The following is a 13,629-nucleotide window of genomic DNA, read 5'->3' on the forward strand; positions in this document are numbered from 1 at the left end:
GCCGCGGTTTCAGGAGGGACGCACGAGTGCCGTGGCGATCGCCGCGAGCCCCTCGCCGCGGCCGGTGAACCCGAGCCCGTCGGTCGTCGTGCCGGACACGGCGACGGGTGCTCCGACGACCGCGGACAGGGCGTCCTGCATCTCGTCGCGGCGACGACCGATGCGGGGCCGGTTGCCGATGACCTGCACGGTGACGGACACCGGCACGAGCCCGGCGTCGGCGAGCAGCGCGACCGCGCCGCGGACGAACACGTCGCCCGTGGCGCCGGCGTACCGCGGGTCCGCGGTGCCGAAGCGTCCGCCGATGTCACCGAGGCCCCCGGCGGAGAGCAGGGCGTCGCACACGGCGTGCGCCACCGCGTCGCCGTCGCTGTGCCCGGAGAGGCCGGGTTCGCCGGGGAAGTCGAGCAGCCCGACGCGGCAGGGCGAGGCGTCGTCGAAGGCGTGCACGTCCACCCCGAGCCCGAACCGGACCGCGTCGACAGCGTCCGCCGCCCGCACACCGGCTCCGGCACCAACAGTCGCCTCGGTCCGCGCCCGCACGATCGACTCGGCCCGGCCGAGGTCCCACGGCGTCGTGATCTTGAAGGCGTCGGCGTCACCCGGCACGAACCGGACGGTGCCCCCGACGGCCTGGAACACCCCGGCGTCGTCCGTCTCGGACTGCGACGACACCGCGTACGCCCGCCGCAGTGCCGCGAGCGGGAAGCCCTGCGGCGTCTGCACCCCGACGAGCGCCGCACGGTCGACGGTCTCGACGACGACGTCACCGTCGACCCGCTTCACCGTGTCCGTGACGGGGAGCGCCGGCACGACGCCCGCACCGTCACCGGCGGCGACGGCGTCGAACACCCGCGAGAACTGTGCCGCGGGCGTGAGGCACCGCGCCGCGTCGTGCACGAGCACCGTGGCGACGGAGTCCGGCAGGACGGCCAGGCCGGCCTCGACCGAACCGTGGCGATCGGCGCCTCCGGCCACGACGGCTGTGTAGGCGACCGCAGCACCCGCGACCGAGCCGACCACCTGCCGGCACTCGTCCAGGTGCGACGCCGGTGCGACCACGACGACGAGCGTCGGCGACGGCAACGCGAACAGGGGTTCGAGCGCCCGCGCGAGCATCAGCGAACCGGCCACGGGCACGAACGCCTTCGCGGTCCCGATGCCGAGCCGGGTGCCGGAGCCCGCCGCAACGACGACGACCGCCCGGTCCACCCCTTCGGGGAACCGTGCGGTCGTCGTTCGTGCTGTCGCGTTCAGTGCGCTGTCGTCAGGCTCAGGAAGCCAGGACCTCGTCGAGGACGGTCGATGCCTTGTCCTCGTCGGTCTTCTCGGCCAGCGCGAGCTCGGAGATCAGGATCTGCCGGGCCTTGGCCAGCATCCGCTTCTCACCCGCGGAGAGCCCGCGGTCCTGATCGCGCCGCCAGAGGTCGCGGACGACCTCGGACACCTTGATGACGTCACCGGAAGCGAGCTTCTCGAGGTTCGCCTTGTACCGGCGTGACCAGTTGGTGGGCTCTTCCGTGAACGGCGCCCGGAGGACCTCGAACACCTTGTCGAGTCCTTCCTTGCCGATCACGTCGCGGACGCCGACCAGGTCGACGTTGTCCGCCGGGACCTCGATCGTCAGGTCACCCTGCGTCACCCGCAGTTTCAGGTAGACCTTTTCCTCGCCCTTGATGACGCGAGTCTTGACTTCAGAGATGGTTGCCGCCCCGTGATGGGGGTAGACGACGGTCTCGCCGACCTCGAATTGCATGTATCAGGCTCCGTTCCCAGACATCCAGTTTACCACAAGGGCCGTTCCGGTAAGGGGACCCTCAACGCTCACCCCTCCCGGTGATCGCTAGGATGGGCGCGGGGACCGCCCGGTCCTCATCGTGACTTACGGAGGAATCTCTTGCGACCTCGGGTACTCGTGTCCGTCGCCGTTGCGGCAACCATCGCGCTCGGCGCCACCGGGTGCGAGTTCATGTCGCCGGCCCACACCGTCGACATCAAGCAGATCACCGACGGCGTGGACGTCTCGGCCGGCAAGGTCGACGTGCGGAACGCCCTCCTGATCTCGGACGACGGTGAGAGCGCCCGCTTCATCGGCACGCTCGTGAACAACGACGACCAGGACGACTACACCGTCTCGATCGAGGTCGGCGGCGACACCCAGACCGTCGACGTGCCGGCGAACACCCACGTCGACCTCGCCATGGCCTCGGGTGCGGGCAGCGACGACGAGTCGAGCGTGCAAGAGGGCGACACCACGCAGGGCACCACCGCCGGTGACGCCGAGCCGATCGTGTTCGACAACGCGGACGCGAAGCCCGGTTCACTCGTCAAGGTCTACTTCAGCTACCCCGACGCCGAGGGCGTCTCCGCGAACGTGCCGGTGCTGACGAGCTCGCAGGAGGAGTACCAGACCCTCGCGCCGAGCCCGACCCCGACGCCCACCTCGACGTCCCCGTCCGAGAGCGGCGCACAGTCGACCGGCGAGGCCGTCCCCGGCACGCAGCCGACCGACTCGCAGACGGATTCGTCCGAGGGTGACAACGGCACCAACTGACGCCGACGGGCGCGGCTGACACCGCGCCCGGACCGTTCGCACAGGAGGCCCGGTGCGAGTCCCACGGACTCGCACCGGGCCTCCTGTCCGTACGTCTCGGGCCGCGTGCCTCAGGCCTCGATGCGGTACCCGAGACCGCGGACCGTCACCAGGATCTCGGGGGTCGACGGGACCCGCTCGATCTTCGAGCGGATGCGCTTGATGTGCACGTCGAGGGTCTTGGTGTCGCCGAAGTAGTCGGAACCCCACACCCGGTCGATGAGCTGCCCGCGGGTCAGCACTCGGCCGGCGTTCCGGAGCAGCAGCTCGAGGAGCTCGAACTCCTTGAGCGGCATCGGCGTCTCGGACCCGTCGACCGACACCGTGTGTCGCTCCACGTCCATCCGGATGCCGCCGACCTGCAGGATGCCACTGTCCGCCGGGTCGTCCTCGGTCCGGCGACGGAGCACGGCACGGATCCGGGCCAGGAGCTCCCGGGTCGAGTACGGCTTCGTCACGTAGTCGTCGGCGCCGAGCTCGAGCCCGACGACGATGTCCACCTCCGAGTCCTTCGCGGTCAGCATGATGATCGGCGCGTTCGACCGGGTCCGGATCTGCCGGCACACCTCGGTGCCGCTCAGGCCCGGCAGCATGAGGTCGAGGAGCACCAGGTCGGGGTTCTCGGCGTCGAACTTCGACAGCGCGGTCACGCCGTCGGCAGCGACGGAGGTCTCGTACCCCTCACGCTGCAGCAGGAACTCCAGGGGCTCGCTCAGGGCCGGCTCGTCGTCGACGATGAGGATCTTGGTCACGATGGCTGCTCTTCCAGTTGCTCTTCGAGTGCTGTGGTCAGTTCGGGATCCGCCTCGGGCAGACGGATGGTGAAGGTCGAGCCCTTGCCGGGCTGCGACCAGACGCGCACGTCACCACCGTGGTTGCTGACGACGTGCTTGACGATCGCGAGCCCGAGGCCGGTGCCCCCGGTGGCGCGCGACCGTGCGGGATCGACACGGTAGAACCGTTCGAAGACGCGGTCGAGGTCGGCCTCGGGGATGCCGACGCCCTGGTCGGTGATCGCGATCTCGACGAAGCCCTTGGACGACCGGACGCCCACACCGACGCGGGTGTTGTCCGGCGAGTACTTCACCGCGTTGGCGATGAGGTTCGACACCGCGACCTGCAGCAGCCCCCGGTCGCCCATCACCCGCAGCTTCGACTTCTTGGCGCGGATGATCTCGATCGAGCGGGCGCGGGCGACGACCTCGTTCGCGTCGATCGCGGCCTGCACGATCTTGTCGATGCCGGTCTCCTCGCTGTTCTCGAGCGCGTCGACGGACTGCAGCCTGGACAGCTCGATGATGTCCTTCGTCAGCGCCCCGAGCCGCTCGGACTCGGTGATCAGCTGCGCGGCGAACTTCTTGACGTGCGCGGGGTCGTCGGCGGCGAGGACGAGGGTCTCGGACAGCAGGCCGATGGCGCCGATCGGCGTCTTGAGCTCGTGCGAGATGTTGGCGACGAAGTCGCGGCGGACCTCGTCGATGCGCCGGCTCTCGGTCAGGTCGTCGGCGGTGAGCAGGACGTACCGGTTGCCGAGCTGGGCGGCGCGGAAGCTGAGGTAGCCGATGAGCTCCCCGTGGCGGCCGCGCGGCAGCTCGAGGTCCTCCGACCCCATCTCCCCGCTCTTGCGCACCCGGTCGATGAGCTCGAGCAGTTCGCGGTGCACCAGGCGTCGGCGCACGACGAGCCCCGCCGTGAGCGCTTGGGGGGATGCCGCGACGACGGTGTTCGACGGGTCGATGACGACCGCCGGGTTGTGCATCGTCGCGATGACCGCTGCGACGCCGTCCGGCAGGGTCCGCTCCGCCACGTCGGCAGCACGTGCCGTCCGCTCGGCGGTGATGATCAGCACCACGACGCCCGCGCCGAAGACCCCGCCGAGGAGCATCGACAGTGGCACGAGCCACGCGTTGTCCATGCCGCCAGTGTAGGGATGGTCATGCGGGGTTCCGGTACCGTTCACCGTCTGCGGAAGGCCAGAACGCGAAGCGTTCAGCCCCGCGTCACCGTTCGTTCACCTGGGCTGACGACACTCGTCCGGTACGCAGAGAGAGGTACTCCCCCATGCGCGAAGTCTTCCAGCAGGAACTCCAGGACGTCCAGGAGCGACTGACCGAGATCGCCGGGCTCGTCGAGTCCGCCATCACCCGAGCCACCCAGGCCTTCAGCGACTCCGACGTCGCCCTCGCCGAAGAGGTGATCGCCGACGACGAGAAGATCGACCTCGCCGCGAACAGCCTCGACGAGATCGCGATCGACATCCTCGCCCGCCAGGCACCGGTGGCCCGCGATCTGCGCGTCGTCGTGACCGCCCTGCGCGTCAGCTCCTCGCTCGAGCGCATGGGCGACATGGCCGAGCACATCGCGCAGCTCGCCCGCCAGCGCTTCCCCGAGAAGGTCGTGCCGAAGGGCCTGCGCAGCACGTTCAAGGAGATGGGCCGGCACGACGTCGCGATGGCGCAGAAGCTCACGCGGCTGCTCGCCACCGAGGACATCGCGCTGTCGGCCGAGATCCGCGACGAGGACGACGCCGTCGACGAGCTGCACGCCAGCGTCTTCGACTTCGTGCTCGGCGAGGCCTGGAAGGGCGGTCCGATCGACACCGTCGACGCCACCCTGGCCTCCCGCTACCACGAGCGCTTCGCCGACCACGCGGTCTCGATCGCGAAGAAGGTCGAGTACCTGGCGACCGGCGACTGGACCGGCGCGTCCACCTCGACCGCGGCGGTCTGACCCGACCCGATCGGTCTGACCCGGCCCGATCGGTCTGACCCGGCCCGATCGGTCTGACCCGGCCCGATCGGTCTGACCCGGCCCGATCGGTCTGCGAGGATCGTGGCATGGCCCAGGTCGCGATCATCGTCAACGGCATGCCCGGTTCCGGCAAGAGCAGCATCGGCACGGCACTCGCCGAGGTGCTCGGCTGCCCGTTCCTGTCGAAGGACCGCATCAAGGAGCCCCTCGCCGACGTCGTCGGCCCGATGATCGCCTCGCGGCCGCTCGGTGGCATCGCGATGGACACGATGTGGTCCATGGCGCGGGCCGTCGAGAACGGGGTCGTCCTCGACGCCGTCTGGCTGCCGTCGCGTGACCGGGACCTCCTGGAGGCCGGACTCGCGTGCGCCGGGTCGCCTCGCGCCGTCGAGGTGTGGTGCGACACGGACCGCGCCACCGCCGAGCAGCGGCTGCGCGACCGGTACGAACCGGGCACCGTGCCGGTGCGGCACGAGGTGCACGGGGACCTGGCCGACGTGCTGGCCTTCTGGGACGAGCACGGCGACGACGCCCGGCCCGTCGGGCTGCCCGGCGTCCCGGTGATCCGGGTCGACACGACGAAGCCCTACGACGTCGGGGCACTGGTGCAGGAGATCGCGTCGCACTTCGTCTGAGCGTCTCGATGCGCGGGGCTCGGCTTCGACGTCGACACAGCGAAGGCCGCAGCCCCCGTCGGGACTGCGGCCTTCGTCGTTCGCGTGGGTGCTACTTCTTGGCGCCCTGGGCGGCCACGGCGGCGGCGCCGGCTGCGGCGGCCTCGGGGTCCAGGTAGTACGCGGGCTTCGTCGGCGTGAAGTCGTCGTCGAGCTCGTACACCAGCGGGATGCCCGTCGGGATGTTCAGGCCGGCGATGTCGTCGTCGGAGATGCCGTCGAGGTGCTTCACGAGCGCACGCAGCGAGTTGCCGTGGGCCGTCACCAGCACGGTCTTGCCGGCGGCGAGGTCCTTCGTGATGTCGGACTCCCAGTACGGCAGCAGGCGGTCGATCACGAGCTTGAGCGACTCGGTGCGGGGCAGCTGGTCGCCGAGCTCGGCGTAGCGACGGTCACCGAACTGCGACCACTCGGCGTCGTCGGCGATGGGGGGCGGCGGGACGTCGAACGAACGGCGCCACTCCATGAACTGCTGCTCGCCGTACTCGGCCAGGGTCTGGGCCTTGTCCTTGCCCTGCAGGTCGCCGTAGTGGCGCTCGTTGAGGCGCCAGTCGCGCTTCACCGGCAGCCAGGCCAGGTCGGCCTGCAGCAGCGCGATGTCCGCCGTCTGGATCGCACGGGTCAGGAGCGAGGTGTACAGGACGTCGGGGACGATGCCGGACTCGGCGATGAGGTCGCCGGCGCGCTTCGCCTCCTTCTCGCCCAGCTCGCTGAGCCGGACGTCGACCCAACCGGTGAACAGGTTCTTCTGGTTCCAGTCACTGTTGCCGTGACGGAGCAGGACGAGCGTGGAGGTCATGCCTCCGAGTCTACCGAGCGGTACCGGCCCCGTACCCTTGACGCATGCCCATCGGGAACGTGACGCGCGGGACGACCGGGTACAACCGGCTCCGCCGCGTCGACCGGTGGATCGCGACCCTGCCGGTGCTGCGCCGGACGGACGACCCGCTCGTCGCCGACGTCGGCTACGGGGCATCGCCGACCACCACCCTCGAACTGCGCGACCGGCTGGCCGCCGTCCGGCCCGACGTCGAGGTGACCGGCATCGAGATCGAGCCGTCGCGGGTCGCACTCGCGAACGCCGGGGCCCGCGACGGCGTCACGTTCCGCCTGGGGGGCTTCGAGACGCCGACGCCCGGGCAGCGCCGGCCCGCCGTCATCCGGGCCTTCAACGTGCTGCGGCAGTACGACGAGTCCGCGGTGGTCGGGTCGTGGCGGATCATGCAGGACCGGCTGCAGCCCGGCGGTGCGCTCGTCGAGGGGACCTGCAACGAGGTCGGTCGGGTGGCCTCGTGGGTGACGCTCGACGACGTCGCGCCGCAGACGTTCACGGTGTCCCTCCGGCTCGCCGGGCTCGACGTGCCTTCGATCGTCGCCGAGCGTCTGCCGAAGGCGCTGATCCACCGCAACGTGCCCGGCGAACGGGTGCACGCGTTCCTGCGGGACCTCGACCTGTCGTGGGCGGTCGCCGCACCGCTCGGCACGTACGGGCCCCGGCAGCGGTGGATCGCCACGGTGCGCGGGATGCGTGACCGCGGCTGGCCGGTGCTGCACGGTGTGACGCGCTGGCGGCTCGGTGAGCTCAGCGTCCCGTGGTCGGCCGTCGAGCCCGCCTGACGCCAGCGCGCAGGACACCGGTGTTCGCGCTCCGAACACCCGCGAACCGCGGTGCGACCGGCGAACACCGGTGTCTTGCGACCCTCAGCGCGCAGGCTAGGAGCGCTTGACGGCTCCGAGGCGGGGCAGGCGCGGGACGTTCGCCGTAGCACCGGCCTCGGGCGGGACGATGGTCTCCTGCGCCGCGGTCACCACGACGTCGTCGGCCTCGAGCCGCAGGGTCGCGGTGGGGTCGAGCGAGCGCTTCACCACGGCGAGCCCTATGGGACCGAGCTCGTGGTGGATCGCCGACGCCGACAGCCGTCCGACGGGCTTGTCGTCGAGCAGCACCGGGGTCCCGGGCGCCGGCAGTACACCGTCCGACCCGTCGAGGTGCAGCAGCACGGCCCGACGCGGCGGGTGCCCGAGGTTGTGGACCTTGGCGACGGTCTCCTGCCCGCGGTAGCAGCCCTTCGACAGGTGCACGGCGGAGCGAAGCCAGTCGAGCTCGTGCGGGATCGTCCGCTCGTCGACGTCGGACAGGGTCGGGCGCCAGGCGGCGATCCGCAGCGCCTCGTACGCGAGCAGCCCCGCGACGGGGACGTCCGACGCGGCGATCGCGGCCGCGGTGCCGGTGGTGACCACGGCGGTGCGCAGGGTCCAGTCGGAGCCGGGGTGGGCCTCCTGTTCGGCGTAGCCCCATCCGCCCGGCGTGACGGCGCCCCACGGGTCGACCCACTCGGCGACGGGCGGTTCCGGCAGTTCGACGGACGCGAACGGGGCGTCCGCCCCGAACCAGCCGAGGGTCACGAAGTCGGCGGATCGGTCGGCGACCTCGACGCGCAGCATGAAGCGCATCGAGTCGAGCCAACCGGCGAGCGGCGCAGCGTCAGCGCGCTCGGTGAGCAGCCAGACCGTCGCACCGTCGTCGACGACGCGGGCCGCGTGCTCGACGCGTCCGGCCTGGTCGAGCACGAGCGTCTCGGTGCTGACGCCGGTCGGCAACCCGGTGAGCTGCTGCGAGGTGATCGAGTTGAGCCACGACAGCCGGTCCGGTCCGGAGACGGTGACGACACCGAGTCCGAGCTCGACGACGGCACGCCCCCGGGTCAGCAGGCGCTGCTCCCCGATCGGGTTGCCGAAGTGCGCGGCGACGGCGTCGGCGGCGACGAAGCCGTCACGCGCGGCGAACACCGACATCAGTCGACCTTCGCGAGCTGCCCCGAGGCGTGCGAGGTGAGTTCGCGACCGAGCGCGGCGATGTCCCACGCCCAGAAGAGCTTGCCCTCGACCAGCCCGTACAGGCGGGTCGCGGCGGAGTAGTCCTTCGCGTTCGGCGAGCGCAGCACGGCGTCGGTCGACAGGTCGATCCGACCCTTCCGCACGCGGCCGACGTAGAGCTCGTTGACGCCCGTCGGGTGGATGATCGCTGCCTCGACGTCGAAGCCGTCCGTGGTGTTGCGGAGCGCCTCGACGCTCTCGACCGTGCTGAAGGGCGTGGGCCCGTCGCCCAGGAGCATCGCGGGGCCGCGGTCGCCGGGCTCGGTGGGCCGGTCGATCCGCCAGTAGCCCATCTCGGCGGCGAGCGGGGTGTGGTCGTCGTCGAGCAGCCAGGTGGTCGACGAGTAGTTCAGGTACGGCAGGCCGTCGTGGCTGAAGCTGACACGCTGGCCGAACTCGTAGTTCCGGACCTCGTCGTCGTCACCGACCGGGTACTCGACCACGCCGGTGCCCTCCCACACGCCGACCAGCCACGACAGCGGGACCAGTTCGGGGGCGAGGCCCTCGGGCAGCTCGATCAACGCTGGCCCTTGAACAGCTTCACGACGACGACCACCGAGATGAACGCGATCGCGAGCGACGCCAGGCCGAGCAGGCCGACGTAGAAGAGCTCGAGCGCAAGCAGCGAATCCATGCTCGGAGTCTACGCGGCTCGGCTCAACGCGCCAGGAGCACCACCGCGGTGACGAGGACCACGACGAACGCCCCGGACGACGCGATGCTGATCCGTTCGACCAGACCGTCCTTCGTGGCGGTGATGAGCTGCAGCACGAAACTGACCATCACGCAGGCGACGAAGACGAGCAGCAGCCAGGCGAAGGCGTCGCGCTCGGCCAGGGTCAGCACGAGCACGGCCCCGACGACCGCCAGCACCCAGACCGGCAGGACGGACGTCAGCCGCAGGCGACGCTGGTCGGTGGGGTGCACGGGCTCGGTCACGCGCTCCATCATGGCAGGGACGTGCGGAGCGCACGCACCGTGCGGTGCGGGACGACGCGCAATCCGTCCGGCCGGATAGGTGGTTCGCGAGCATCACTAGGATGTCTCCACGACGTCATCCACCTCCGGAGGTCCTGTGGCACAGCTCCTGGTACTCACCTCGACCGCGCCCGGAGACGTCCTGCCGAGCCTGGGTCTCCTGAGCCACCGGATCCGCCACGTGCCGGCCGAGGCCGCACAGCTGGTCAACGCCCCGCAGAGCGACCTGATGTTCGTGGACGCCCGCACCGACCTGGTCAGCGCGAAGGCCCTGTGCAAGATCCTCGCCTCGTCGGGGTCGACCACGCCGATCGTGCTCGTCGTCACCGAGGGCGGGCTGACCGCGGTGAACAGCGACTGGAACGTCGACGACGTCGTGCTCGAGAGCGCGGGCCCGGCCGAGATCGACGCCCGGATCCGGCTGTCGGCCGGTCGTGCGGCGAAGGGCCAGACGAGCTCGAAGATCCAGGCGTCCGGTGTCGTCATCGACGAGGCCAGCTACTCCGCCAAGGTGCGTGGCCGGCCGCTCGACCTGACGTTCAAGGAGTTCGAGCTCCTGCGCTTCTTCGCCACCCACCCGTCACGCGTCTTCACCCGCGAGCAGCTGCTCAGCGAGGTCTGGGGCTACGACTACTTCGGTGGCACCCGCACGGTCGACGTGCACGTCCGACGACTGCGCGCCAAGCTCGGCGACCTCGAGTCGCTCATCGGCACCGTCCGCAACGTCGGGTACCGCTTCAACGTCTACGACGACGAGGCCGAGCGCCTGATGGGGCAGTAGTGCTGCCCGACCTCGGCAGTTTCGTCGCCCCCGGTGAGGCTCCCCCGTTCTCCGACCAGACCCTGGTGGACGTCCGCGCGGGACGCGCGACCGTCCTGACCGTCGACCACGGGGTCGCGGTGGTCCGTGACGGCGAGCTGGAACTCGTCGTCGCCCAGGAGGCCCGTGGCCGGGGCATCGGCACGGCCCTGGTGTCGCAGGCACTCGCGCCGGGCGGCGGGGCCGCTCCCCGGCTCGCGTGGGCGCACGGGGACCACCCGGCAGCGCGTGCGCTGGCCGACCGGTTCGGCTGGCGTGCGGTCCGCACGCTGCTGCAGCTCCGGGCGCCCGTCGCCGACTCCGATGTCGACGTCGCCGCCGAGGTCGAGCTGCCCGACGGCTACTCGCTGTCGGCGTTCCGCCCCGGCACCGACGACGAGACCGACTGGCTCGCGCTGAACGCCGCCGCCTTCGCCCACCACCCCGAGCAGGGGCGGATGACGCTGGACGACCTGCACGCCCGCGAGGCCGACGACTGGTTCGCAGGCGAGGACCTGCTGCTGCTCCGCGACGCCTCCGGGCAGCTCGCCGGCTCGTGCTGGCTCAAGGTCGAGGACCGCATCGGCGAGTTCTACGCCGTCGCCGTGCGGCCCGACCTGCAGGGGCAGCGACTCGGTGGTGTGCTCATGCGTGCGGGCACCGCTCGGCTGCGCGGCCGCGGCCTGACCGCCGCCGCACTGTACGTCGAGGGGGACAACGAGCCGGCGCTGGCGCTGTACCGGCGCTCGGGGTTCACACAGCACGCGATCGACGTGCAGTACGCGGCGCCGGAGCAGGCCGCCGGCCGGTAACATTGCGTGGCCGGCGAGGGGTCGGCCATCGGGGGGATCGGGGAACGCGTGGCGCAGGACCGTCAAGGGCAGTACGGCCAGGGCGAACCGCTCGGCGCGTCCTACCGACTGGTCGAGCTCCTCGGGACCGGCGCCACCGGAGAGGTCTGGCGGGTCGAGCACTCCGCGACCGGCGAGGCCTTCGCGGCCAAGCTCCTGCGTGCCGAACTCGCCGCCGACCCGCAGATCGTCGAGCGCTTCGTCCGCGAACGCTCGGTGCTCCTCGCCCTGCAGCACCCGTCCATCGTGCGCGTCCGCGACCTGGTCGTCGAGGGCGACCGGCTGGCGATCGTCATGGACCTGGTGCCGGGTGGGTCTGCCCGCGACCTGCTCGCGTCGAACGGCCCGCTCCTGCCGCGGGACGCCCTGACGATCACCGCCGAGACCCTCGACGCACTCACCGCGGCGCACGAGCAGGACGTCACCCACCGTGACGTGAAGCCCGACAACGTCCTGCTCCAGACCGCGTGGGTCCCCGGTGCCACCGGTGCCGTCCGGGTCACCGACTTCGGGATCGCTTCGGTCGTCGCCGAACGCGAACGCACGACCACCGGGCTCCTCGGCACGCCGCAGTACATGGCGCCCGAGTCGATCAGCCACGGACGCTCGGGTCCGGCCGCCGACGTCTACGGCGCCGGGGTCATGCTCTACGAGCTGCTCTCCGGTCGCACACCGTTCGCCGGACCGGGCACGGACTTCGCCGTGGCCTACCGCCACGTCACCTCGAACCCGCCCCCGCTCGACGTGCCCGACGCCCTGTGGGCCGCGGTGTCCGCCTTGCTCGCGAAGGACCCGAACGCCCGTCCGTCGGCGGCCGACGCGGCGGGGACCCTCCGTCGGCTCGCACGGTCCCTCGCGTCGGCACCCGCACTGGTCGCGTCCAGCGACCCGGACACGTTCGACGAGGTCGAGCGTCCGGCGACCGTCGTCCGTGGGGTCCGTCCCGACGACGCGACGGAATCTCGGACCACCGCCACCGGGGACGACGCCGCGGTCGTCGGACCGACCCCGGAGCTCGGCCCCGCCGGGTCGCAGACCGTCATCCGGCCGATGGCGCGGCAGCCGCTGCCCGCCGCGCCGGCCGCCGAGCCCGAACCGACGCGTCGGTTCGCCCGCCCCGAGTGGCTGACCGACCGTGCGCTCCTGTTCGGCGGCATCGGCGTCGTGCTCGTCGCAGTACTGGTCGTCGGTGGCGTCGTGTGGCTGCCCGGAGCCCTCCGGAAGACGCCGGGCACGGGTACCGCGACCGCACAGGCCGCCAACGCCTACCAGCAGGACCGGCCACTGCCCACCGGGCTGGCGACCACACGGCGCGCCACCGTCGACCCAGCGAAGGGCACCGTGGACCTGCGCGTCACGTACGCGGCGCAGGCGGCCACCCTCGGCGGACCGTTCCTCGAGGTGCTGCCGGGTGCCCGGTCGGGAGCCTCCTGCCCCGCGGTCACCTGGTCCGGCGAGGGCATCACCGCGAAGCGCAACCAGCCGTCACTGACCGGCGTGGACACCGCGTGCGCGTGGAGCCTGTCCGGCGTCGAGGTCCCCGCCGGCGGAGACGTCACCGTAGAGGCCTCGGTGCCACTCGCCGTCGAGGACGGTGCAGCGCTGCAGACCTGGCTCGACGGCGTCGGCGAGGCGACCACCGCAGCCGTGACCGACGACGCCGTGCGCGGGACGGCCTACCCCGTCCAGCGGCTACAGGGTGTCGAGGTCCGGACGCCCGACCGGACGGTCAGCCAGACGGCGCTGCCGGTGACCCTGGTGCCGGTCTGGCCGAACGGCGCCGACGAGCTCAACCCGCTGTACCGCAGTCCGAGCAGCGGGCGCCCGTCGCAGATGCTCGTCGACGTGGCCGGCGGGGAGTCCGGCGTACGGTTCGCCGACGGCTGCTCGGGCGCGTTGGCCGTGTCGTCCGACGGGCTCGTGGTCACCGCACTCTCCGTCGCCCCGTCGTGCACCGTCCGGGCGACGGTGGGGAACTTCACGAACCTCGAGAGCTCGCCCTTCGGGATCACGACGCGCGACTGAGCGCGTCCGTCGGGACTGAGCGCGTCCGTCGCGCGACCAGCTGACAGCCTGGAGGCCCGTGGCGGCGTCGCCACGGGCCTC

15 protein-coding genes are annotated in these 13,629 nt (G+C 71.5%); 7 read left to right on the forward strand and 8 right to left on the reverse strand.

Annotated elements, in window-relative coordinates; translation table 11 throughout:
- Window positions 1-9: 9 nt before the first annotated feature.
- A complete protein-coding gene (gene ispD / locus DEJ30_RS12160) occupies window positions 10-1,257 on the reverse strand; it encodes a 2-C-methyl-D-erythritol 4-phosphate cytidylyltransferase (RefSeq protein WP_375231879.1) in 1,248 nt (415 codons plus the stop codon).
- Between the two features lie 16 nt (window positions 1,258-1,273).
- The gene (locus tag DEJ30_RS12165) at window positions 1,274-1,756 is read right to left on the reverse strand and encodes a CarD family transcriptional regulator (RefSeq protein WP_017888066.1); all 483 of its coding nucleotides are present in this window, start codon (window positions 1,754-1,756) and stop codon (window positions 1,274-1,276) included.
- Window positions 1,757-1,915: 159 nt separating this feature from the next.
- On the opposite strand from DEJ30_RS12165, the gene DEJ30_RS12170 reads away from it, so the two are divergent.
- Window positions 1,916-2,554: a hypothetical protein gene (locus DEJ30_RS12170; protein ID WP_110861775.1), complete on the forward strand. Its 639-nt coding sequence runs from the start codon at window positions 1,916-1,918 to the stop codon at window positions 2,552-2,554.
- A 110-nt stretch (window positions 2,555-2,664) separates the two neighbouring features.
- On the opposite strand, the gene DEJ30_RS12175 is transcribed toward DEJ30_RS12170, so the two are convergent.
- Entirely contained in the window at window positions 2,665-3,345 is a 681-nt protein-coding gene (locus DEJ30_RS12175; protein ID WP_027466611.1) for a response regulator transcription factor, read from the reverse strand.
- Entirely contained in the window at window positions 3,342-4,508 is a 1,167-nt protein-coding gene (locus DEJ30_RS12180) for a cell wall metabolism sensor histidine kinase WalK (RefSeq protein ID WP_110861777.1), read from the reverse strand. Before DEJ30_RS12180 ends, DEJ30_RS12175 begins: the two co-directional genes overlap by 4 nt.
- Window positions 4,509-4,654: 146 nt before the next feature.
- Between DEJ30_RS12180 and phoU the strand changes: the two genes are divergently transcribed.
- Both phoU and DEJ30_RS12190 read left to right on the forward strand, forming a co-directional pair.
- On the forward strand, window positions 4,655-5,323 hold the full coding sequence (gene phoU / locus DEJ30_RS12185; RefSeq protein ID WP_027466613.1) for a phosphate signaling complex protein PhoU: 669 nt from the start codon (window positions 4,655-4,657) through the stop codon (window positions 5,321-5,323).
- 107 nt (window positions 5,324-5,430) lie between these two features.
- Window positions 5,431-5,979 (forward strand): AAA family ATPase, encoded by a 549-nt coding sequence (locus tag DEJ30_RS12190; RefSeq protein ID WP_110861779.1) that lies wholly within the window; start codon window positions 5,431-5,433, stop codon window positions 5,977-5,979.
- Between the two features lie 91 nt (window positions 5,980-6,070).
- Here the strand turns inward: DEJ30_RS12190 and DEJ30_RS12195 are convergent, their stop codons facing one another.
- A complete protein-coding gene (locus tag DEJ30_RS12195; RefSeq protein WP_071244006.1) occupies window positions 6,071-6,817 on the reverse strand; it encodes a phosphoglyceromutase in 747 nt (248 codons plus the stop codon).
- Between the two features lie 44 nt (window positions 6,818-6,861).
- Here DEJ30_RS12195 and DEJ30_RS12200 point away from each other — a divergent pair, with 44 nt between their 5' ends.
- Window positions 6,862-7,635, forward strand: coding sequence for a class I SAM-dependent methyltransferase (locus DEJ30_RS12200; protein WP_110861781.1), 774 nt, complete (start codon window positions 6,862-6,864; stop codon window positions 7,633-7,635).
- Between the two features lie 96 nt (window positions 7,636-7,731).
- Here the strand turns inward: DEJ30_RS12200 and DEJ30_RS12205 are convergent, their stop codons facing one another.
- The 3 genes from DEJ30_RS12205 to DEJ30_RS12215 form a co-directional block, all read right to left on the reverse strand.
- Window positions 7,732-8,814: a folate-binding protein YgfZ gene (locus DEJ30_RS12205; RefSeq protein ID WP_110861783.1), complete on the reverse strand. Its 1,083-nt coding sequence runs from the start codon at window positions 8,812-8,814 to the stop codon at window positions 7,732-7,734.
- Window positions 8,814-9,416 (reverse strand): FABP family protein, encoded by a 603-nt coding sequence (locus DEJ30_RS12210; protein WP_110861785.1) that lies wholly within the window; start codon window positions 9,414-9,416, stop codon window positions 8,814-8,816. Before DEJ30_RS12210 ends, DEJ30_RS12205 begins: the two co-directional genes overlap by 1 nt.
- Before the next feature lie 136 nt (window positions 9,417-9,552).
- Window positions 9,553-9,834, reverse strand: a complete 282-nt coding sequence (locus DEJ30_RS12215; RefSeq protein ID WP_146238581.1) for a hypothetical protein — start codon at window positions 9,832-9,834, stop codon at window positions 9,553-9,555.
- Window positions 9,835-9,970: 136 nt separating this feature from the next.
- On the opposite strand from DEJ30_RS12215, the gene DEJ30_RS12220 reads away from it, so the two are divergent.
- Genes DEJ30_RS12220 through DEJ30_RS12230 form a run of 3 tightly spaced genes read left to right on the forward strand, consistent with a single transcriptional unit; the run spans window position 9,971 to window position 13,548 of the window.
- A complete protein-coding gene (locus DEJ30_RS12220; RefSeq protein WP_017888078.1) occupies window positions 9,971-10,654 on the forward strand; it encodes a response regulator transcription factor in 684 nt (227 codons plus the stop codon).
- Window positions 10,654-11,484, forward strand: a complete 831-nt coding sequence (mshD, locus tag DEJ30_RS12225; protein ID WP_110861789.1) for a mycothiol synthase — start codon at window positions 10,654-10,656, stop codon at window positions 11,482-11,484. Before DEJ30_RS12220 ends, mshD begins: the two co-directional genes overlap by 1 nt.
- Before the next feature lie 6 nt (window positions 11,485-11,490).
- On the forward strand, window positions 11,491-13,548 hold the full coding sequence (locus DEJ30_RS12230; RefSeq protein WP_258369912.1) for a serine/threonine-protein kinase: 2,058 nt from the start codon (window positions 11,491-11,493) through the stop codon (window positions 13,546-13,548).
- Window positions 13,549-13,629: the final 81 nt, after the last annotated feature.

The organism is Curtobacterium sp. MCPF17_003 (assembly GCF_003224385.1).
Classification (GTDB): Bacteria; Actinomycetota; Actinomycetes; order Actinomycetales; family Microbacteriaceae; genus Curtobacterium; species Curtobacterium flaccumfaciens.